The 19,058-nt window shown below is 68.2% G+C and carries 32 protein-coding genes; 19 read left to right on the top strand and 13 right to left on the bottom strand.

Annotated features, from left to right (window positions below; translation table 11 throughout):
• Window positions 1–15: 15 nt before the first annotated feature.
• The 13 genes from ACQQ2N_RS12320 to ACQQ2N_RS12260 form a co-directional block, all read right to left on the bottom strand.
• A complete protein-coding gene (locus tag ACQQ2N_RS12320; RefSeq protein WP_440221874.1) occupies window positions 16–1,089 on the bottom strand; it encodes a hypothetical protein in 1,074 nt (357 codons plus the stop codon).
• Window positions 1,089–1,469 carry a hypothetical protein gene (locus tag ACQQ2N_RS12315; RefSeq protein ID WP_440221873.1) on the bottom strand — a complete coding sequence of 127 codons (381 nt, stop codon included), beginning with the start codon at window positions 1,467–1,469 and terminating at the stop codon, window positions 1,089–1,091. Before ACQQ2N_RS12315 ends, ACQQ2N_RS12320 begins: the two co-directional genes overlap by 1 nt.
• Window positions 1,451–1,705 carry a hypothetical protein gene (locus tag ACQQ2N_RS12310; protein ID WP_440221872.1) on the bottom strand — a complete coding sequence of 85 codons (255 nt, stop codon included), beginning with the start codon at window positions 1,703–1,705 and terminating at the stop codon, window positions 1,451–1,453. Before ACQQ2N_RS12310 ends, ACQQ2N_RS12315 begins: the two co-directional genes overlap by 19 nt.
• A complete protein-coding gene (locus ACQQ2N_RS12305; RefSeq protein ID WP_440221871.1) occupies window positions 1,702–1,977 on the bottom strand; it encodes a hypothetical protein in 276 nt (91 codons plus the stop codon). Before ACQQ2N_RS12305 ends, ACQQ2N_RS12310 begins: the two co-directional genes overlap by 4 nt.
• Window positions 1,974–2,375, bottom strand: a complete 402-nt coding sequence (locus ACQQ2N_RS12300) for a hypothetical protein (protein ID WP_440221869.1) — start codon at window positions 2,373–2,375, stop codon at window positions 1,974–1,976. The genes ACQQ2N_RS12305 and ACQQ2N_RS12300 overlap by 4 nt, the downstream gene beginning before the upstream one ends.
• Window positions 2,372–2,854 carry a hypothetical protein gene (locus tag ACQQ2N_RS12295; protein WP_440221868.1) on the bottom strand — a complete coding sequence of 161 codons (483 nt, stop codon included), beginning with the start codon at window positions 2,852–2,854 and terminating at the stop codon, window positions 2,372–2,374. Before ACQQ2N_RS12295 ends, ACQQ2N_RS12300 begins: the two co-directional genes overlap by 4 nt.
• Window positions 2,851–3,066: a hypothetical protein gene (locus tag ACQQ2N_RS12290; protein ID WP_440221867.1), complete on the bottom strand. Its 216-nt coding sequence runs from the start codon at window positions 3,064–3,066 to the stop codon at window positions 2,851–2,853. The genes ACQQ2N_RS12295 and ACQQ2N_RS12290 overlap by 4 nt, the downstream gene beginning before the upstream one ends.
• A complete protein-coding gene (locus ACQQ2N_RS12285) occupies window positions 3,051–3,413 on the bottom strand; it encodes a hypothetical protein (protein ID WP_440221866.1) in 363 nt (120 codons plus the stop codon). The genes ACQQ2N_RS12290 and ACQQ2N_RS12285 overlap by 16 nt, the downstream gene beginning before the upstream one ends.
• Window positions 3,410–4,516 carry a DUF7666 domain-containing protein gene (locus tag ACQQ2N_RS12280; RefSeq protein ID WP_440221865.1) on the bottom strand — a complete coding sequence of 369 codons (1,107 nt, stop codon included), beginning with the start codon at window positions 4,514–4,516 and terminating at the stop codon, window positions 3,410–3,412. The genes ACQQ2N_RS12285 and ACQQ2N_RS12280 overlap by 4 nt, the downstream gene beginning before the upstream one ends.
• Window positions 4,513–4,815 (bottom strand): hypothetical protein, encoded by a 303-nt coding sequence (locus ACQQ2N_RS12275; RefSeq protein WP_440221864.1) that lies wholly within the window; start codon window positions 4,813–4,815, stop codon window positions 4,513–4,515. The genes ACQQ2N_RS12280 and ACQQ2N_RS12275 overlap by 4 nt, the downstream gene beginning before the upstream one ends.
• Window positions 4,812–5,009: a hypothetical protein gene (locus ACQQ2N_RS12270; RefSeq protein WP_440221863.1), complete on the bottom strand. Its 198-nt coding sequence runs from the start codon at window positions 5,007–5,009 to the stop codon at window positions 4,812–4,814. The genes ACQQ2N_RS12275 and ACQQ2N_RS12270 overlap by 4 nt, the downstream gene beginning before the upstream one ends.
• Window positions 5,010–5,123: 114 nt before the next feature.
• Entirely contained in the window at window positions 5,124–5,573 is a 450-nt protein-coding gene (locus tag ACQQ2N_RS12265; RefSeq protein WP_440221862.1) for a hypothetical protein, read from the bottom strand.
• Window positions 5,573–6,283 carry an XRE family transcriptional regulator gene (locus tag ACQQ2N_RS12260; protein WP_440221861.1) on the bottom strand — a complete coding sequence of 237 codons (711 nt, stop codon included), beginning with the start codon at window positions 6,281–6,283 and terminating at the stop codon, window positions 5,573–5,575. Before ACQQ2N_RS12260 ends, ACQQ2N_RS12265 begins: the two co-directional genes overlap by 1 nt.
• Window positions 6,284–6,297: 14 nt before the next feature.
• On the opposite strand from ACQQ2N_RS12260, the gene ACQQ2N_RS12255 reads away from it, so the two are divergent.
• The 19 genes from ACQQ2N_RS12255 to ACQQ2N_RS12165 all read left to right on the top strand — a co-directional run bounded on the left by ACQQ2N_RS12255 (window position 6,298) and on the right by ACQQ2N_RS12165 (window position 19,042).
• Window positions 6,298–6,507: a hypothetical protein gene (locus ACQQ2N_RS12255; RefSeq protein ID WP_440221860.1), complete on the top strand. Its 210-nt coding sequence runs from the start codon at window positions 6,298–6,300 to the stop codon at window positions 6,505–6,507.
• Window positions 6,508–7,263: 756 nt separating this feature from the next.
• Entirely contained in the window at window positions 7,264–7,545 is a 282-nt protein-coding gene (locus ACQQ2N_RS12250; protein ID WP_440221859.1) for a hypothetical protein, read from the top strand.
• Window positions 7,542–7,706 (top strand): hypothetical protein, encoded by a 165-nt coding sequence (locus ACQQ2N_RS12245; RefSeq protein WP_440221858.1) that lies wholly within the window; start codon window positions 7,542–7,544, stop codon window positions 7,704–7,706. Before ACQQ2N_RS12250 ends, ACQQ2N_RS12245 begins: the two co-directional genes overlap by 4 nt.
• A 10-nt stretch (window positions 7,707–7,716) precedes the next feature.
• On the top strand, window positions 7,717–8,613 hold the full coding sequence (locus tag ACQQ2N_RS12240) for a YdaU family protein (RefSeq protein ID WP_440221857.1): 897 nt from the start codon (window positions 7,717–7,719) through the stop codon (window positions 8,611–8,613).
• Window positions 8,564–8,908 (top strand): hypothetical protein, encoded by a 345-nt coding sequence (locus tag ACQQ2N_RS12235; RefSeq protein WP_440221856.1) that lies wholly within the window; start codon window positions 8,564–8,566, stop codon window positions 8,906–8,908. The genes ACQQ2N_RS12240 and ACQQ2N_RS12235 overlap by 50 nt, the downstream gene beginning before the upstream one ends.
• Window positions 8,905–9,339 (top strand): VRR-NUC domain-containing protein, encoded by a 435-nt coding sequence (locus ACQQ2N_RS12230; RefSeq protein WP_440221855.1) that lies wholly within the window; start codon window positions 8,905–8,907, stop codon window positions 9,337–9,339. The genes ACQQ2N_RS12235 and ACQQ2N_RS12230 overlap by 4 nt, the downstream gene beginning before the upstream one ends.
• Entirely contained in the window at window positions 9,336–10,016 is a 681-nt protein-coding gene (locus ACQQ2N_RS12225) for a hypothetical protein (protein ID WP_440221854.1), read from the top strand. Before ACQQ2N_RS12230 ends, ACQQ2N_RS12225 begins: the two co-directional genes overlap by 4 nt.
• Window positions 10,017–10,133: 117 nt before the next feature.
• Entirely contained in the window at window positions 10,134–10,571 is a 438-nt protein-coding gene (locus tag ACQQ2N_RS12220) for a GIY-YIG nuclease family protein (protein ID WP_440221853.1), read from the top strand.
• 392 nt (window positions 10,572–10,963) lie between these two features.
• Complete coding sequence (locus tag ACQQ2N_RS12215) at window positions 10,964–11,260, top strand: hypothetical protein (protein WP_440221852.1); 297 nt, start codon at window positions 10,964–10,966, stop codon at window positions 11,258–11,260.
• The gene (locus tag ACQQ2N_RS12210) at window positions 11,257–11,736 is read left to right on the top strand and encodes a lysozyme (RefSeq protein WP_440221851.1); all 480 of its coding nucleotides are present in this window, start codon (window positions 11,257–11,259) and stop codon (window positions 11,734–11,736) included. The genes ACQQ2N_RS12215 and ACQQ2N_RS12210 overlap by 4 nt, the downstream gene beginning before the upstream one ends.
• Window positions 11,737–11,741: 5 nt before the next feature.
• Window positions 11,742–12,152, top strand: a complete 411-nt coding sequence (locus tag ACQQ2N_RS12205) for a hypothetical protein (RefSeq protein WP_440221850.1) — start codon at window positions 11,742–11,744, stop codon at window positions 12,150–12,152.
• 111 nt (window positions 12,153–12,263) lie between these two features.
• On the top strand, window positions 12,264–12,521 hold the full coding sequence (locus ACQQ2N_RS12200) for a hypothetical protein (protein ID WP_440221849.1): 258 nt from the start codon (window positions 12,264–12,266) through the stop codon (window positions 12,519–12,521).
• Entirely contained in the window at window positions 12,521–12,829 is a 309-nt protein-coding gene (locus ACQQ2N_RS12195; protein ID WP_440221848.1) for an HNH endonuclease, read from the top strand. Before ACQQ2N_RS12200 ends, ACQQ2N_RS12195 begins: the two co-directional genes overlap by 1 nt.
• Before the next feature lie 180 nt (window positions 12,830–13,009).
• Window positions 13,010–13,396 carry a hypothetical protein gene (locus ACQQ2N_RS12190; RefSeq protein ID WP_440221847.1) on the top strand — a complete coding sequence of 129 codons (387 nt, stop codon included), beginning with the start codon at window positions 13,010–13,012 and terminating at the stop codon, window positions 13,394–13,396.
• Between the two features lie 2 nt (window positions 13,397–13,398).
• Entirely contained in the window at window positions 13,399–15,078 is a 1,680-nt protein-coding gene (locus ACQQ2N_RS12185) for a terminase large subunit (protein WP_440225754.1), read from the top strand.
• Window positions 15,075–16,676: a phage portal protein gene (locus ACQQ2N_RS12180; protein ID WP_440221846.1), complete on the top strand. Its 1,602-nt coding sequence runs from the start codon at window positions 15,075–15,077 to the stop codon at window positions 16,674–16,676. The genes ACQQ2N_RS12185 and ACQQ2N_RS12180 overlap by 4 nt, the downstream gene beginning before the upstream one ends.
• Window positions 16,673–17,356: an HK97 family phage prohead protease gene (locus ACQQ2N_RS12175; protein ID WP_440221845.1), complete on the top strand. Its 684-nt coding sequence runs from the start codon at window positions 16,673–16,675 to the stop codon at window positions 17,354–17,356. Before ACQQ2N_RS12180 ends, ACQQ2N_RS12175 begins: the two co-directional genes overlap by 4 nt.
• 11 nt (window positions 17,357–17,367) lie before the next feature.
• Entirely contained in the window at window positions 17,368–18,684 is a 1,317-nt protein-coding gene (locus ACQQ2N_RS12170) for a phage major capsid protein (protein WP_440221844.1), read from the top strand.
• A 70-nt stretch (window positions 18,685–18,754) separates the two neighbouring features.
• Window positions 18,755–19,042, top strand: a complete 288-nt coding sequence (locus tag ACQQ2N_RS12165; protein ID WP_440221843.1) for a hypothetical protein — start codon at window positions 18,755–18,757, stop codon at window positions 19,040–19,042.
• Window positions 19,043–19,058: the final 16 nt, after the last annotated feature.

Below are 19,058 nucleotides of genomic sequence, written 5' to 3'. Positions count from 1 at the left end.
AACCTTGGTCGACCATCACAGCACCGCCCCGGCGATACCGTGCGTCGCGGCGTGGCCTTCCGCGCGGACGGTGTAGCGGAGCGTCGTGCCCTCGCCGAAAGCCGCGACGGTGACGCGCGCGGCATCAATGACGTCGAGCGCGTCGGCGAGGTACGTGAGGTTGATGCCTCCGGTGAAGTTTCCCGATGTCGGGTCGACCTCGACGGTGTCGTGGTTGTCGCCGTCACGGTCCGAGATCAGCATGCTCTGGCCCTTGACCTCCATCCGAGCCAGCCGCGTGCCGCTGTCCTTCGCTGCGCAGAACGGCGCGACGCGCTCGATCGCGGCGCGAAGGCCCGTGCGCGAGGCGTGGATCTCGCTGCGCGGCGTCTCGGCCGGGACGTACTTGGGGAAGTCCGGGAAGCGGGCGTCGGGGAAGAGCTTCACTTCGAGGCGGTCACTACCCTGCTCGACGGCGACCCACGTCGTGATGCCGCGGATGACACCGACCTTGATGGAGCACTTTTCACCCAAGCGGTTGCGGATCAGCCGGGCGCCGCGCACCGGGATCATCATCAGCGAGCGGTCGAAGTTGATGTCGGCGATCGCGAAGCGGTAACCGTCGGTCGTGGCCGCGAAGTTCTTGCCGATGCAGATCGCGGAGCAGTACGGCCGGACGTCCTTCGACAGCGTCGCGTAGGAGACGGCCTCGAGCGCCGCGGCGAATTCGAGTGGGTCGATTCCGGCCGGCTGCCACTCGACGTTCGCCGGCACGGGCCATTCCGCCGCGGGAAGCGCCAGCACCTTCACCCGGCTGCGCGGCTTGCGGCGCACGAGCAGCGACATGCCGTCCTGCTCGAGCGCGATCTCGCCGCCGGTGACCATGGCTGCACGCAGCAGCGACGCGTCGGCACACAGGTCGCCGTGCTCCGTCACCGTCGCGGGGATCACGGTCTGCACGAGCGCTTCGAGGTCGGTCGTCGTGACCTCGATTCCGTCCTCCACCGTGCGCAGGCGCGCGTGCTGCAGGATCGGCATGATGCCCTTCGCCTGGGCGACGCCGTCGCGGAGCGCCGCGGCGAGCAGGGATGCATCGGTCGTGGCGCGCATCACTGGTTCTCCGCCTTCATGGCTTCGAGACGAGTGATCGCCCGCTTCGCGAAGGTGCCGTGCTCGACGTCACGCTGGACGTCGCCCTTAAGATCCATGGCCGCTGCGATGTCGAGCAGCTGATCGCGGTAACGGTCTGCCATGTCTTCCGCCGCGCTCGCGGCCTGATCCGAGTATTCCCGCTCCTTGGTCTCGCCGGCCAACTCCTCCTCGATCCCGCTGACGACGCCGTTGTCGCTGCATATCTCGTGCAGCAGGCGCCAAGGGTCGTTTACTGGGAGCATCCCCGGGTCGCGCGGAAGCTTGTTCAGCGCGGCGCGTGCGCGCTCGATGGGCGTGCCGAAGCTCGGACCGTCGCCGGTCAGCTGTAGTGCTTGCATGTGCCCTCCTGGGCGTCTCGATGGTTGGCCGCGCGCTGGGCGACGAGCCAGAAAGGGGGAGCGGCGCGGGTACCGAACTCGCCGGTCATGTCGAAGAGCTTCGCGAGCGGGCCGTCGCCGATCGCATTGGCCGGCACGGTCGCGAGCACGACGCCGCCGCGCACGCACAGCCGCTCGCCGGCTTCGCGGTCGTCGAAGGTCCCGTCGAAGAGCTCGGGCTGCGGGTCTGCGCTCATGCCGGCACGTCCCGGACCTGCACGATGTGCGGGCTGCTGGGATCGCGCCGCAGCAGGCCGCGCGAATCGAGGTAGCGCACCGCGCGCTCGATCACGTGCGGCTCGCACACGGTCTCAGCGTTCGGCGTGGTGTCATACCAGTGGCCGGCGTCGTCGCTGCGGACGTGCGTGCAGCAGCACTCGACGTCGGAGCGCGCGCAGCTGTAGGCGAGTTCGTGCGCAAGCACGTCCGTCGCGGAATGCACGACGGTGAAGTCGGCGAGGGGGCTCATCGCGACAACCCCTTCGCGCGGCGCAGGATCCGGAACGCTGTCGCGCGGCAGACCAGCATGCGGTCCATGACCTCCGCGTACGTAGGCAGGCGCCCGAGGTCGAGTTCGATGGAGGCGAAGTCCTCCAGGTATCGAGCTCGACACACGCACGGCAGCTTCCGGCCGCGCGCGAGGATTCGGAACGCCGTCGCGTAGCTGACGCTCATGTGGTCCATCACGTCCGCGTAGTTCGCGGGACGGCGAAGGTCGCGTTCGAGGTCCTCGAGTGCGACCGCGTGCCGAGCGATGCAGGCGCATCCCGCGGTGTCCACCCGCCGGCGGTGAACGGCCAGCTTCGAATAGCTCGCGGCGCCGTGCGAGGCGGGGCGCCGCTGCGTCGTGCACTGCCGCCCGATCATGGTGCCGCTCCCGCTACGGCGAGGGCCGGCCGATAGAAGGTCAGCGCGCCGACGGTGCAGGCGTGGAACGCGGAAGGGAGGGAGCCCGCCGGCGCGCTGGTGAAGTGAGTCATCGCGGCGCAGTCGCGCGGCAGGTCGTAGTCGTCGTCGACGATCACGCGCGCGACGTCCAGCGCGCGCTGCCACGACCGCTCGTCGAGGTCCCACGGTGAGCGCGGATACGGCCAGGCGTCCAGCGCTTCGCTGTAGCCCTGCTCGAGCACGACGTCGCACGCGTCGGCGCCGTCACCCAGCTCGGCCTGCCGGTTCACGATCGCGCGGGCGACGAGACCCTGCTCGAGCCACGAGCGGCCGCGCGCCTCGGCGAACACGACCAGCGCGATGCACGTCGTGCCGACTGCCTCGACCCGGATCTCGTCGGTCACGTCCTGGGCGGGCACGTCGATGCCGGTGAGTAGCAACGCGAGCGTGAGGATCATTCCCTGTCGCATGGCGCGGGCTCCTTCTCGATGTCGATGACGGTGAAGTGCGTGATCGGTCGGTTCACGTAGCGGGCGCCGCGGCCAGGCGCCGGCGGCGGGAAGCGCGCTTCGCCGTACGTGATGCGGCCGCGCTTGAACGATCGGATGAGCTCGCCGACGTCGCCGAACTTGCCCAGGCGCACGCGGCTGCCGGCTACTGCGCGGGGCATGGCTGCCTCCGGCATGCTTCGATGGCGGCGCGGCGGCGGTCGCTCGCGCGGTTCATGAGGTCGGTCCGCGGCGTGCGCAGCTGGCGGCGATCGTTCACGACGGCGCAGCGCGCGCGGTCCATGTGATCGTCAGCGGCGAGCAGCTCGTCGAAGGCGTTGCGGGCGTGCACGAGGCGCTCGATGCGCAGCTCGAGCCACTCGCATGCGCGGTCGAGAGCATCCACGCGGCATGCGCGCAACGTCGCGCGCTGGTCAGCGCGCCGGCGTGCGCGGGTGAGCTTCTCGCGCAGGACGGCGATCTCGGCGTCGAGCGCGGCCAGCGGCGGGAGGGCGGCGGGCGCGCTCACGGCGAGCATTCCACGGGCTTGCCGCCGCGTAGCGTGTACCAGGTGTTGGGCTTGATGCCGTCGCGTCCGGCGATGCCGGCCCATGCCGCGACGATCTCTCCGCGCCGATCGGAGTAGTCGTCGATGCGCTCGACGAGGAACAGGGCGTTGCCCTCGGAACCGCAGACGCGGCCGTCGATGCCGGAGGACAGCGCAACGCCGTGCTTTCCGGTGTTGGTCGCCGCACTCTGGTAGCCGGTGTTGGTCGCCGCGCTCTGGTAGCCGGTGTTGGTCGCCGCGCTCTGGTAGCCGGTGTTGGTCGCCGCGCTCCGGGTGCCGGTGTTGGTCGCCGCGCTCTGGTCGCCGGTGTTGGTCGCCGCGCTCTGGTAGCCGGTGTTGGTCGCCGCGCTCTGGTAGCCGGTGTTGGTCGCCGCGCTCCGGGTGCCGGTGTTGGTCGCCGCGCTCTGGTAGCCGGTGTTGGTCGCCGCGCTCTGGTCGCCGGTGTTGGTCGCCGCGCTCTGGTAGCCGGTGTTGGTCGCCGCGCTCTGGTAGCCGGTGTTGGTCGCCGCGCTCCGGGTGCCGGTGTTGGTCGCCGCGCTCTGGTCGCCGGTGTTGGTCGCCGCGCTCTGGTAGCCGGTGTTGGTCGCCGCGCTCCGGGTGCCGGTGTTGGTCGCCGCGCTCTGGTCGCCGGTGTTGGTCGCCGCGCTCTGGTCGCCGGTGTTGGTCGCGGGCGAATCGGGGTCCGGAGGCGTGCACCGGCTCGTCGTGTACTCGATCGCCGCCTTGACTAGGCCGGCGATCGTCAGCTCGGCCTTCACCGTCAGCGTGCGCGACGCGACCTTCGAATCATCGCTGTGGCGCGACAGGTCGCCCGACTGCTCGACGAGCGCGTAGCGCGATCCCGAGGGCGGGTAGTAGCCGAAGACGTCGAGCGGGTACTCGCAGGCGTGGAAGCCACCGGCGCAGGCCTTGACCTCGCCCTCGTGCTTCACGGTCTCGCCCACCGCGAACTGGTAGCCGCGGCAACGCAGGTCCTGGTCGAAGCCCTTATAGGTCGTGATCGTCTCGACCGGGACGGTGACGGAGTCGGCCGCGCTGGCCGCCCCTTTCTTGGTGCGGCTCATGCGGAAGCTCCCTGCTTGGATGGAGTGGCGGCCGGCATTGCCAGCCCGAAGAACTCGGCGACCTGCGCGGCCTCGATCTTGTTCCGGAGGTTGATGCAGCCGTTGCCAATCCAGAGCCAGAACTCGCTGGCGTCGTCGGGATTGAGGCTCAGGCGGCAGGCGCTCTCATCGGCATGCGCGTAGAAGCCGGCGCTGGAATGGTTCACCGCGAACGTGCGATTACGTGTGCCGTTCGTGATGTGCAGGCCGAGGCCAGTCTTCTTGCCCCGATGAATCAGAAGGAAGGTCGTGTCGATCACGGGCGCACCCCGTCGACCTTGCGCGCTTCGTCGAGCGCCGCGGCGAGCGCCTCGCGGACGGACCGCGCGCCTTCGTCGAAGACCGCCTCGGCGACCTCGATCGCGCGCTGCACGCGCTCTTTGCTCTGACCGGCCAGACGCTGCCGCACGTGGAAGTGCAGACGCTTCGTCGCGGTCGTGACCAGGATGGACATGGGCTCTCTCCCCGCCGTTGTGGCGTGAAGTGAGTAAACTACAGTTGACTATGGAGTGTCAACCATAGATGACCGTCCGAGTGCGAAATAATCCGAGTCCGTCCGCTCAGGGCTTCAGGTTGGGGATGAAGCGAGAGGTGGCTTGCCAGCGCAACGGCTGTTCCACGCCTTGCGGAAAGCATCCGCAGGGCTGTTGTCCTCCATGACCGTGAGGACCTCGGCGAAGATGAAGCGGGAGAAGCCCGCGAGCGCCCCGAAGCTGTTCTTCGAGTTGACCTCGCCGCACACGATGATGATGTCGTCCGGGCCGTTGACGGCGACCAGGTTGCGGAAGCGCGCGCTGTCCGGGTCTTTCAGGTGCTTGGGGATCAGCATCTTCGCCGCGGTGATCATCATGCCCGCGCGCCGCTCGGGCGTCATCGGTTCTTCCACGACAGGCGCCGGTGCGGGCGGCGGCTCGTGATCCATGAGGAACGTCCAGCACGCCCAGACCACGACGACGATCAGCGCCACCATGCCGAGCATGCCGACGACGAAGTCCCGAAGCACGCGTGCTGCGCCCATCAATCCTCCCAGCTGCCCACCCAGCGTACACGCCCGTGGACCTCGAAACCCTTGTGCTCATCGATCGGGATCGGCTTCGCCCACTTCGGGTCGTCGCGGTTGAGGCTCTCGATGAACCACCGGCCGCCCAGCAGCGTGAGGCGCTTGGCCATGAGGTGGCCGTCGTAGCTCACGACGAACAGCGCGCCGTCCTTCGGCGTGTTGTCGCTCATGTCGAACAGGATCGCGTCGCCTGAGCGGATGCGGGGCAGCATCGAGTCGCCGCGGCCGTAGCACACGCCCAGGCGGTCCGGTCGCAGGCGCTTCCGCTGCAGGCTCGCCGCTCGGAACTTGAGCGCGTGCGTCTCGGCGTACTCGTCCGGCAGCGCGCCGTCGCCGAGAGCGGCCGCGGTCTTGAACGCGAGGATGTCGGACCAGTCCTCGCTGGCGACATCCGGCGGGTGCTTCGGCAGCTTCCCGGTGGTGAGCCAGCGCACCGTCACGTTGAGCAGGCGCGCGATCGGCTCGAGCGTGGTCGCGCCCGGGTCCTGCGTGCCGCCGGACTCGATCTTCGCGATCGCCTGCTTCGACACGCCGGCAGCGCGCCCGACATCGGCCTGCGTTCGATTCTGGGCCTTCCGCTCTGCGCGGAGGCGCTCCCCGAGACTTTCCATGTCAACCATTGTTGTCCTCACGGGGTCACCTGCGGTTGACCGTGCCGGGTCATCCATGGTTGACTTCGCGTATGTCGCAGACCCGAATCCAGAAGTCCGAGGCCCTCGCCGCATACGACGGCAACGGCGCAGCGCTCGCTCGCGCGCTCGGCGTGTCGCGTCAGTACGTCAACAAGCTCCCCGAGGGGCCGGTGCCGGAGTTGTGGGACTACAAGCTCCGCTTCGTGCTGCGCCCTGACCTGTTCCCGGCAGCCTCCCCTGTGAGCGGAGAGGCTGCCTGACATGGACGAGAGCCTGATTTCCGACATGGCGCGGCGCGTCGCCTCGGAGCGAGCGCTCACCGAGCTTCCAACGCAGCTGCTCGCGCTGAATGAGCCGGAGCGCCGCACGCTGGCCAGGCTGTGGCCAGCGCACTTCACGTCGAACTTCGACGAGGCGATTCCGCTCGCTACCCGTTGCCTACTTCTTGCCCTTCGGCGCGCTGGGCGATGGCAAGTCCATCCTCTACTGCGACGAGGATTGTCGGCAGCGCTGACGCCGAGCCGTCCGTCAGACCCCGCTCTGTCAGGTGCTGTTTGTAGGCATCTCCTATCACTCGCGGAGGCACGCCGGCTTGGGCTGCCGAGGTCGCGAACGCTGCCACCAACGCGCGAGTGTGCGCGAGCCATGCGGCGTGAAGCTCGTAAATCGTGGGCTGAGTATCTGACCGGTCCATCGGGTTCTCCGGAGTAGGTGGTGGACGTCAAGCACCCACAGCGTACTCCCGGGACGGCCGGCCCCGCCGATCGCCCAGCGGCGGCGGGGCGCGGCCACTTCTTCGAACGATTCTCCAACGGCATCACGGTCATTCCCGGCTTCGTTGCTGGGCATGGTCCGAGGCCACCGCCGGCGACGTCTAGCGAACAGTAGCGAACGTTTGCGAACAACAGCGAACACAGGCGAACACAGGGCATAGGGCAATGAATCTCAGGGACTTTTCTTTCGTCGCCGAGCTAGCGCCACCGAAACCGGCCGCTCGCGAAGCTGTCGCGATGTGCGTGTCGGAAGAGGATGCGATCGAGGCCTCGATCCGGATCTCGCGTCGCGCGAAGTCATGGCTCGCAGGTCGGCTCGGCGTGTCGCGCTCCTACTTCTCCGAGGTCACCGCCGGCGTGAAGCGGATGCCGGAATGGATGGTCGCGCCGCTGTGCGCGCTCTGCGGCACGACGCTGCTCGCGCAGTACCGTGACCTGCAGCGCGCGCTGCGCGCCAGCGAGCAGCGGGAAGCCGAGCACGCGCGCATCGATCGCATCGCCGCCGCTGCGCGGGGTCGCGCATGAGCGCCCCGCAGTACCTCGTGATCCTCGGCATGCTCGTGAACGTCTCGTTCGCGCTGGCCGCGCACGGCACGGCGCGCACCGGACGCAACAACGCCCGCGACAACCTGGTCGCTGTGGCCGCGCTCGCCGCCTGCCTCTGGTGGGGAGGGTTCTTCGGGTGATCACCCGGCGATGAACTACTACGAGCGCCACCTCGGCGACTACGCCCGCGACACGGCGCATCTGTCGATCCTCGAGCACGGCGTCTACACGCTGCTGCTCGACCGCTACTACGCGACCGAGGCGCCGATCCCGGCAGACCAGGCGCACCGGCTGTGCCGCGCTCGTTCGCCCGATGAACGCGAGGCGGTCGATGCGGTGCTCGCCGAGTTCTTCGTCCTGGGCGACGACGGCTGGCACAGCGCGCGCTGCGACGACGAGATCGCCAAGTTCCGGGACGCCGCGCCGGCGAACGCTGCGCGACGTGAGAACGCGCGGGACCGCCAGCGCCGCGCGCGCGAGCGCCGTGCCGAGCTGTTCACCGAGCTGCGGCGTCACGGCGAAGTCCCGGCATACGACACGCCTACAGCCGAACTCGTCACGCTCCTGTCACGCGTGACAGGTCGTGACGTCACGCAACCCGTCACGGGTGACGTTACGGCTATCCATACCCCAGACCCCATACCCCAAGGAGAGAGAGATACGCGCGCAACCGCGCTCGCGATCGCTCTACGCCAGCGAGGGGTCATGGTCTCGGGCACGTCGATCCCGGTGCTCGAGGCTGCGGAGGCCGGCGTCACGCCCGAGGAAGTGATCGAGCAGTCGAAGGCGCACCCCGGCAAGCACGCGACCTACTGGCTCAAGGCCGCGATCACGGAGCACGCGCAGCGCGTCGCGTTCGAAGCCGCGCCGACGCCGCTGGCGCGCGCTGGGCCTGCTGCGGCGCCTGTCTCCCGAACCGCGCAAGCGATCGCCAACCTCGACCGAGTGACCACCGATGCAGCAGGAAATCCAATCTTCACCGCCCCCGAGCTGGCTGATGGGCGCGATCGGCGCAGGCCTGAAACGCCTGCTCTGCCTCGGGCTTGAGGGGCAGCCATCCGCCGAGGTCATCGCCGGCACGAAGGCCGTGTGGTACGACGCGGTGCGCCGCGCCGGAGCGTGGGAGGCCGAGTCGGCCGCGCCCCGCATCGAGGCCGGATTCGCGAAGCTGTGCGCCACGGCTCGCCGCTGGCCAGCACCGGCGGACCTGCTCGCAGCAATGCCGAGGTCGAAGCCGGCGAGCACCCGCTTCGTCGCGGACGACCTCGCGCGCGAGCTCGGAATGGTCACGCTCAGCGGCATCGCCGCGAAGCTCGGCATCACCCCGGACCGCAGCGCATGAGCCGCTGGTCGTCCGCCGCGCCCGTGTTCCGGAAGTCGATGCTGCGCCCGCCGCGTCGCGACGATGAGCATGCCGAGCAGGCCCAGTTCATCCTGCGGATCCGTGCGCTCGCCATCAACGACCCGCGGTTCGCGCGCGCTGCATCGCGCACGTACGCGATCCCGAACGGCGGCGGCCGCAGCAAGGCGCAGGCCGGCAAGCTGAAGGCCGAGGGCGTGCGCGCCGGCGTCTCGGACATCTTCGTCAGCCTGCCCAGTGGTCGCCTCTGCGGGCTCTACATCGAGATGAAGTCCAAGACCGGCGACCCGAGCCGCGAGCAGCGTGAGTGGCTGGCGGAATCGGTCGACCTCGGCTACGGCGCCGCGTGCTGCCGTGGCGCCGAGGAAGCCATGCAGGTCTGGCGCACCTACGTCGAGGCGTCCTGGTCGTGAACGCACGCAAGCTGATGGCGCGCCTCAATCCCTCGACGGTGAAGTTCGACATCGGCGCGGGCGGGCTTCCCGACCTCACGCCCCAGGACGTGGCCGCGGCCGTCGGCATGGTGCGCGACGAGCTCGCGCGCGAGGTGTTCTGCCTGGTCTGGTGGCCAGCGGGCGCCGCGCTCACGCGTGGGACGCTGCTGGAGCTGATCGCCGCGCGCCAGCGGGCCGAGCTCGAGCGCCAGTGGAAGGCGCAGCAGCTGGCCCGCCTCGAGCTGCACATCGCCGAGGAGAACGCCTCGACCCGCGTCGCGCTGACCGATGCCGACCGGCGCATCCTCTCGACCCTGCGCGCGAAGCTCGGGGAGGCGAAGGCGCTGTGCTGGCCGGACGTGCCCGCGATGTACCCCGTGCTGCGCGCCGCCGTCCTCGAGGAGCTGGCCGCGCCGAACCACTGCACGACGTGCTCCGGGCGTGGGGATCACGGCGACGGCGATCTCGTCGTGAAGTGCGAGGACTGCACCGGAACCGGGATCCGTCCCGTCAGCGATCGCAAGCGCGCCGCGCGCATCGGGCGTGACGAATCGACTTACCGGGAGACATGGAAGCGGGTCTTCGAGTGGACGTTCGCGTTGGTAAGCGAGGCCGAGACAGCCGGCGCCAAGGCGGTCTCAGCCGCCCTCGGATAGTGCGGGGTTGCTGCCCCCGCACATTCCAGTTTAGGTTTAGATCATGGGTGAAACCCATCCAAAGACCGCCAGCCACCTCGCCGTCACCCTGAGCGAGAAGAGTGCTGGTCGATCTACGTGATCTTGTGCCAGCCGGCGGACGGAAAGTTCTTCGCCAAGATCGGCGTCAGCTCGATCGTCTATCACCGCGTCTTGATGCTCCGATCGGCGATCCCCCGGCCGATCGACACCGTGCTGCATGCTGCTGTGGGGTCGCGCGAATCCAGCTACCGGCTGGAAACCGCCCTGCACACGGCTTTCGCGAGCAAGGCAACGGTCGGCGAATGGTTCGAATTCGACACGGAAAGCGAGCACGACAAGGCGCTTTTCCGTGAAGTAACAAGGGCGCTGTTCCGAGAGCACGCAGGCTTCGATCTGCGCTGGAAGATGATCACGCCCTCGCAACTCGCCGCATTCTCGTCAGCTCGCCGCAAGTCGATCCGCAAGGAACCGAAGGACCCGTACGCGGGGCCTGCAGGCCTTCGCCGGAAGATCCGAGACAAGTACAAGCGCTAGCTGATTCACAGCGTTCCAATGGCCCGTTACCCGCGGGCTTCGCACCGCTCACGTCGTGAGACGGTAATCCGCTGGGAGCACCCGGCGCGTCCTGAGGGTCCTGCCCGGGCCCGCCAATCGTTTCGGGACGGGTGCACGCGCGCCCGGCATCGGCGTGGAGGTTGAACGTGCTGCTTCGCGAAGGAGAGGCGCGCGACGCGTACGCGTTGCGTCTCGCCGATGGCGAGGTCGTCACGGAATACCTCTGCGCCGATGCAGGGGCCGCACATCGTTTGGCCGTTGCATATGGCCTTCACCACGGCGTTGCGACGCCCCAGGTCGTGCACGTGCGAATCGCACTGCAGCCGGCCGGGTAAAGCGCCCCCTCAACCGCGCGTATTCGGAGCGATCCCATGACCGACGAAGAACGCCGCCGCTCGCCCATCGAGAGACACGTGCAGTCCGCATTGCTTGGCGTCGTGATGCTGCTGATGGGCTGGGTCGGCAACACGCTGATCGCGGTCGGCAAGTCCGTTGCGATCATCGAAACGCAGATGGGCGGCTTCTCGGCCCAGCTCGCCGGCATGTATCGCAGCAGCGACGCGCAGCGCGATCTTGCCGACACGGCACGCCAGCTCGACGAAGTGCGCCGCCGCATCGACAAGCTCGAGCGCGTGCCGCCGCCCACCGAGATCGAGCATCGTCGATGAGCAAGGGCAAGATCATTGGCGGCACGGCGGCATCCGTCGTGCTCGCCGCCGCGCCGGTCGTCGCGTACTTCGAGGGCGTCATCCCTCAAACGTACATTGATCCGGTCGGCATCCCCACAGTGTGCGCCGGCGAGACCGGACCGCACGTCGCGATGGGGCAGAGCTACACCGTCGAGCAGTGCATGCGCATGCTCGACGACCGCCTGCTCGTGGAGTGGCGCAAGGTCGAGCCGTGCATCGGTCGGCCGGTCACTGTGCCCCAGGCGACCGCGATCCTGTCGTGGTCATACAACGTCGGCGCCGGTGCGGCATGCCGGTCCACGCTGCTGCGCCAGCTCAACGCCGGGCAGCCGGCAGAGGTGTGGTGCCAGCAGCTCAGTCGCTGGACGAAGGCGACCGTCATGGGTGTGAGCGTCGAGCTCCCCGGGCTGGTCAAGCGGCGCGCGAGCGAGCGCGCCATGTGCGAGACGAGGTGATCGCCATGATCAACCCCACGCGCGTGATCATCGAAGCCTGCCTGGTCATCGCAGTCGGCAGCATCTGCTGGATCCTCGGCGCGAGCGATGAGCGTGATGCATGCCATGCCGCCGCGGCGAAGAAGAAGGACCAGGTGCAGGAACAGGTCGACGTGCGTGACACCGCAGCAGCGTCGGTCAACTTCGGCATGCAGTCCTACCTATGGGGCTCACTGCCCCCGATCGACCTGAGGGCTCACGATGCGCGCGAGCGCGTACGTACGATCTACCGGGATCATCCTGTCCCTGCTGGCTGCGTGCGCCCTGTCGGCGTGCAGCGCGAGCTCGACGAGGCCCGACAGCGCGCCATTGCCGCCGGAGGTCCGGTGCGCGCCGGCGCCCATGGCCGCGATACCGCCGATCCCCGGCCTCGCTGACATGGACGACTGGGCGCTGCAGGTGCTGGCCATCCTCGAGGCCGAGGCAACGAAGGGCGGCGCGTCCCGCACGTGCGAGCGTGACCTGCGCGCGAAGGGAGTGATCCGATAATGCTGATCAACCGTATCGATGGCGCGACGCGTTACCTCGGCGCGCCTGCTGGCTGGAAGCCCGAGGACAACGGCGAGTGCGCGCATCTCGCGATCGTCGATGTTGAGGTGCAAGGCGGTGCGAACGTGATGGTCTCGTCGTGGCAGCCAACGCCGGACGAGATCCGTGCGATCGCTGCCGGCGCGCCGATCTACCTGCATGTGTGGGGCACGGCGCACCCGCCGGTCGCTGTGGCTGTCGGGCCGGTGCCGCGCTGATGCCCACGCGCCCGCCCATGCATCGCCCAGTGGCGCGCGAGCCCCGCAAGCCTTGGGCCGAGCGTCGCTACGCCGGCGCACGCCAGAGCGGCCGCGCGCTGCAGGAGACGCGCAAGCGGATCATGGTGCGCGACGACTATCGCTGCGCCGATTGCGGCCGCTTCGCCCTCGACCACGATGTCGACCACGTGGTGCCGCTCTCCGCCGGCGGCCGCGACGACGACACGAACCGGCAGCTGCTGTGCCGCGGCCGAGGCCGCTGCCACGACCGCAAGTCGCGCGCCGACCGCACCGCGGAACGAAACTGAACGACTGTCCGAAACCGGACGGTTGATTGTTCATCGGGGTGCCCTCGGAAGGGGGAGGGTGGGTCGAAAGTCCAGGCCTTTCGGGCTGGAATCCGTCGTCCCCCCGTCGCGCACACATCCACAAAACGGAAATTGGGTGACCGCCGCCCGCATTGTTGAATAACCGGAACCAATCGCGTCATGGCCCGCCCCCGCACAGCGACGAACGTCCTGGAGCTCAAGGGCGCGTTCAAGAAAAACCCGAAGCGCGCGAAGGATCGGAAGGATGAGCCGGTCGCCCTCGGCGACATCGGTCCGCCGCCGGCGAAGCTGAAAGCGAACGTGCGGCGCTGCTGGGACGAGATCGTCGGGCTCTGCCACGCCGGCACGCTCTGCCCGGCAGACAGGCTGATCGTCGAGCACGCCGCGCGACTGCTCGCGCAGCTGCGCGCCGAAGGGTGGCTGGTCCACCCGACGATCCTGATCCGCTTCGAGGCTTCACTCGGCAAGCTCGGCCTCACGCCCGCCGACCGATCGAAGGTCCAGGTCAAGAAGGCGCCGCCGAAGAACCAGTTCGACGAGTCGTAGCGATGGCCGCGAGGAAGGCGACACCGCACGTCGACCGCATGGAGTCGTACGTCGCCGGCGTGCTGTCGGGCGACATCATCGCTTGCGAGTGGATCGTGCTGGCGTGCGAGCGCCACCGGCGCGACCGGGAAGCGAAAGCCTCGTTCCCGTATCGGTTCGACCCGGAGCGCGCGGAACGCGTATGCCGGTTCGCCGCGCGGTTCCCGCACGTGAAGGGGCGATGGGCGTCGAAGGGTGAAACGCTCCGGCTCGAGGGCTGGCAGTGCTTCGGGATCGGTTCGATCTTCGGCTGGGTGCACAAGAAGACCGGCCTGCGCCGGTTCCGCAAGGCGCGGCTGTACCTGCCGCGCAAGAACGGCAAGTCGCTGCTCGTCGCGCCGATCGGCCTCTACATGTTTACCGCCGATGGCGAGCCAGGCGCCGAGGTCTACTCGGGCGCCACGACCGAGAAGCAGGCTTGGGAGGTCTTCGGACCGGCGCGCGCGATGGCGCAGCGCATGCCCGACTACCTCGAGTTCTACGGCGTCGCGGTGAACGCGAAGTCGCTGACGCGTGAGTCGGACCTGTCGAAGTTCGAGCCGATCATCGGCCAGCCCGGCGACGGCTCCAGCCCGCACTGCTCCATCACGGACGAGTACCACGAGCACGCGACCGACGCGCAGCTCGCGACCATGGAAACCGGTATGGGCGCGCGCACGCAGCCCTTGTCGATCGTGGTCTCGACCGCCGGCGACAACGTCGCGGGGCCGTGCCGCGACGACTGGCTCGAGTGCCAGAAGATGCTGCAGGGGATCACGCACGACGATCGCCTGTTCGCGCTGATCTACACGGTCGACAAGGACGACGACTGGACCAGCGAGGCGTCGCTCCGGAAGGCGAACCCGAACTACGACGTGTCCGTCGATGGCGAATTCCTGCTCGCGCAGCAGCGGGACGCGATCAACAACCCGCGCAAGCAGGGGCACTTCAAGACGAAGCACCTGAACCTCTGGGTCCAGGCGCGCGACGCGTTCATCAACATGCAGAAGTGGGCGCAGAACAAGCGCGCGCGGAAGCTCGACGACTTCAAGGGCCGCCGCTGCTACGTCGGCCTCGACCTCGCGTCGAAGATCGACCTCGCCGCCGTGGTCCTGCTGTTCGAGGACGGCGACGACTACTACGTGTTCGGCAAGTACTACCTGCCGGAGGCGACGGTCGAGCTCGCCGAGAACCAGCACTACCAGGGGTGGCACAAGGAAGGCCACCTGTCGGTGACGCCCGGCAACATGATCGACCACGCGCAGATCCTGGACGACCTCCAGCAGCTCGCGAAGGTCTTCGAGATCGCCGAGATCGCCTACGACCCGCACAACGCCACGATGCTCGTCACCGCGTGCCAGGCCGCCGGCCTGCCGATGGTCGAGTTTGCGCAAACGGTGCTCAATTTCTCCGAGCCCATGAAGCAGGTCGAGGCGCTGATCGTTGACCACCACCTGCTGCACGACGGGGATCCCGTCATGAACTGGGCCATGTCGAACGTGACCGCGAAGATCGATCGCAAGGACAACGTGTTCCCGAACAAGGAACGCAAGGAGAACAAGATCGATCCGTTCGTCGCGCTGTGCATGGCCATGGGGCGCGCCATGGTGAAGACCGACACGGGTGACATGGACGGCTTCTTCGACACGCCGGTGCGCGCATGAGCCTCCTGCAGCGGATCCGCGCCCACGCGCTGCCCGAGGCCTCCGCACCCGAGGCCTCGGCGAAGAGCCAGACGATCGCGCGCTACAACACGCGCACCGGATGGGAGGCGTTCGGGATCCCCTCCGATGCCGGCGACGGCTTCGCCTACAACGCCGAGGGCAAGCTGCTCACGGCGTCGAGCATGATCACCAGCGAGCGCGCGATCCTGCAGCTCTCGACCGCGATGGCGTGCGTGCGACTGCTGGCGACCACGATCGCGACCCTGCCGATCGGCATCTACGAGCGCATGCCGGACGGCAGCCGTAAGGAAGCGACCGGACACCCGCTGTACGCGATCCTGAAAACGCAGCCGAACGCGCGCATGACCGCGGTGGACTTCTGGCAGATCGTGCTCGCGTGGATGCTGCTGCGCGGCACGGCGTACTGCGAGAAGGACATGATCGGCAGCAAGCTGGTCGCGCTCGACCCGCTGCAGCCGGCATGCCTCACGTGGAGGAAGCTGGAAGGCGGGTCGCGCCTCTACACGTACCGCGACCCGCGAACGGGCAAGTCGCGCGACATCCCGCAGGAGCGCATGTGGAAGCTCCCGGCTTTCACGCTCGACGGCGATGAAGGCCTCTCCCCGATCGCGTATGGCGCCAACGTCTTCGGCGCAGCGACTGCCGCCGACCAGGCGAGCAGCGGCGTGTTCGCGAACGGCATGGCTGCCGCCGGCTTCGTCACGACGCAGCCCAACCAGTGGCTGACGAAGGATCAGCGCGACAAGATCCGTGCGCACCTGCGCGAGTACTCGTGGACCGGAGCCCGCCACGGCGAGTCGTTCGTTCTCGAAGGCGGCATGGGCTACACGAAGCTCGGGATGAATCCCGAAGACGCGCAGATGCTCGAGACGCGCTCGTTCAACATCGAGGAGATCTGCCGCTGGTTCGGCGTTCCGCCTACCCTGGTCGGTCACGGCGACAAGACGTCGAACTGGGGCACGGGCCTCGAGCAGCAGAACCAGTCGTTCCTGACCTACTCGCTGCGTCCGTGGCTGTCGAAGACCGAGCAATCGATCCTGTCGAACCTGTTCACCGCGGCCGACAAGACCAGGTACTACGCCGAGTTCAACGTCGAGGGCCTTCTCCGCGCCGACAGCACGGGCCGCGCGAGCTTCTACTCCTCCGGCCTGCAGAACGGTTGGATCAACCGCGAAACGGTCGCGCGCCGCGAGAACCTGCCCATTCCGAAAGGCGGCGAGATCTACACCGTGTCCGCCGCGCTGGTCCCGCTCGACTCGATCGAAGCGCGCGCTGCCGCGACGATGCCGAAGCAGGACGAGCCGAAGTCCGCGATCGCCGACCCGGCGTCCGCCGCCGGCGAGTCCTCGGTGCAGGCGACCGCACTCAACGGCGCTCAGGTGACGTCGCTGCAAGGCCTGCTGCAGGCCGCGGCCGACGGAACCATGCCGCTGTCGACCGTGCGCGCGACGATCGCCGCGGCGTTCCCGCTGCTCACGGCCGCGGAGATCGACGCGATGATCGTGCCGCTCGAAGGCTTCGTTCCCACTGCGCCAACCGACACGCCGGCGCCGCCGGTCACGGAGGTCACCCCATGATCCGCCGCAAGAACCGCAGCACGCCGCTGCAGCACAAGCAGTTCGCGTTCAAGGCCGATTCGGTGGCCGACGATGGGACGTTCAGCGGCTATGGCTCCGTCTTCGGCAACGTGGACAGCTACCGCGAGATCGTCGCTCCCGGCGCGTTCGCGGAGAGCCTCAAGGCGATCGCCGACTCGGGCGACCCTCTGCCAGCGCTCTGGCAGCACCGGCACGACGAGCCGATCGGAGGCTATGACCTGCTCGCCGAGGACGCTCGCGGCCTCAAGTGCTCGGGCTGGCTGATGATCCAAGAGATCCCGCTCGCCGCGCAGGCGCACGCCCTGATGAAGCGCCGCGTCGTGAAGGGCCTGTCGATCGGCTACTACGTCGAGGCGTCGGACTACAACGAGAAGACCGGCGTCCGCACGCTCACCAAGCTCGACCTGCAGGAGATCAGCATCGTCACGTTCCCCGCGAACGTCGAGGCGCTGGTCGACGACGTGAAGGCGAAGCTCTGCGCGGGTCAGCTCCCGTCGCTCAAGGAATTCGAGAAGCACCTGCGCGAGGCAGGCTTCTCAAAAACGCAGGCCACGGCTATCGCCAGTGGTGGCCTCGCGAAGTTGCTCCGGAGTGAGTCCGGCGACCCGTCTCAGGCGAATCGCACCGGCGACAGGCTCGCCGCACTTCTCCGTAGCTGAAAGGAACCATCATGAACATCACGCCGCACAAGCTGTTCGTGTGCACGGCGCTTGCCGTGCTCGCGATCGTCGCGTTCTTCGACATGTCGGCCGCCGTGGCCATGTGCCCCGCCGTCGCCATCACCGAGGAAGGCCTCGAGGAGGTCGTCACCAACTTCAAGAAGGCGACGGCCGAGGTGAAGGAGCTCGGCGCCGAACTGGTCCGCAAGGCCAAGAACGGCGAGGACGCTTCGCTCGAGCTGAAGGGGAAGGTCGACGAGGCCCTGACCAAGCAGGGTGAGATCAACCAGCAGATCCTGGACATCCAGCAGTCGGTCGCCGACGCGATCAAGAACATCGGTTCGGCCACGGGCCCCGACGACCTCGGCGCGCAGCTCAAGAAGGCGCACGAGGAAGCCGGCCTCGCCAAGATCGGCGACGCGATCTCGTTCCGCGGCAAGACGGTGAACATGCCGATCTCGCGCAAGGCGCTCGTGAACTCGGGCGTCACCGGCGCCGCCCTGAACTATCCCGGTGTCCAGGTGCTCGCGCAGCCCCAGCAGCCGCTGGTGCGCCGCCTCACGATCCGCGACCTGCTCGCGCAGGGCCGCATCTCGAAGGCCGTGCTGTTCTACATGCGCGAGACCGGCTTCGTGAACAACGCCGCGCCGGTCTCGGAAGGTTCGCTCAAGCCGAAGTCCGAGCTGACCTTCGACCTGCAGACCGAGACGGTCAAGACGCTCGCGCACCTGTTCGACATCTCGCTGCAGATGCTCGACGACGTCGAGTTCATCCAGAGCTACATCGAGACGCGCGGCCGTTACGGTCTGGCGCTCGTCGAGGAGAACCAGCTCCTCAACGGCTCGGGCACCGGCCAGAACCTCGAGGGCATCTACACGGCGGCGACCCCGTACGTGCAGCCGGCTGGCGTCGAGGTCCAGGCCGAGCAGGACATCGACAAGCTGCGCCTCGCCATGCTGCAGGTCGAGCTCGCGAACGCGTTCACGACCGGTATCGTGCTGCACCCGACGAACTGGGCGAACATCGAGCTGATCAAGGACTCGCTCGGCCGCTACATCATCGCCAACCCGCAGAACACGACCACCGGCCGCATCTGGGGCCGTGACGTCGTGTCGACGCAGGCCATGGCGCTGGGCCGCTTCCTGGTCGGCGACTTCGCCGCGCACGCGCAGATCTTCGATCGCCAGGACGCGAACGTCGCCATCTCGTTCGAGAACAAGGACAACTTCGAACGCAACATGGCGACGCTGCGCATCGAGGAGCGTCTCGCGCTCGCGATCTACCGCCCCGAGGCGTTCGTCAAGGGCGTGCTCGAGTCGGCGAGCTGATCCTCGGCTTGATCGTCAACGCGTAAGAAGGGGCGGCTCCGGCCGCCCCTTCTCTTTCAGGAGAGCCACGATGACCCACGTCACGATGATCGCGATCGAACCGTGCAACAGCCACCGGCCCGGCGACTCGTTCAGCGTCCCGGAGCGCGAAGCCGAGCAGCTGGTGCGCAAGGGGCTGGCCAAGATCAATGGCCCGCACGAGAACAAGATGGCGCCCCCGGGCGACAACAAGGCAAACCCTACCGGGACCGCTGGCGCGGCGACGTCGTCGTCTGCATCGCGAGCGGGCCGAGCCTCACCGCGGAAGACTGCCGGCGCGTCGCGCGCTGGCGCGAAGAAGGAGCCGGCCGGCGAGTAATCGCGGTCTGCTCATC

This window comes from Dokdonella aquatica (assembly GCF_051987395.1).
Taxonomy (GTDB): Bacteria; Pseudomonadota; Gammaproteobacteria; order Xanthomonadales; family Rhodanobacteraceae; genus Dokdonella.
This window is presented reverse-complemented; position numbering and strand designations above follow the sequence as displayed.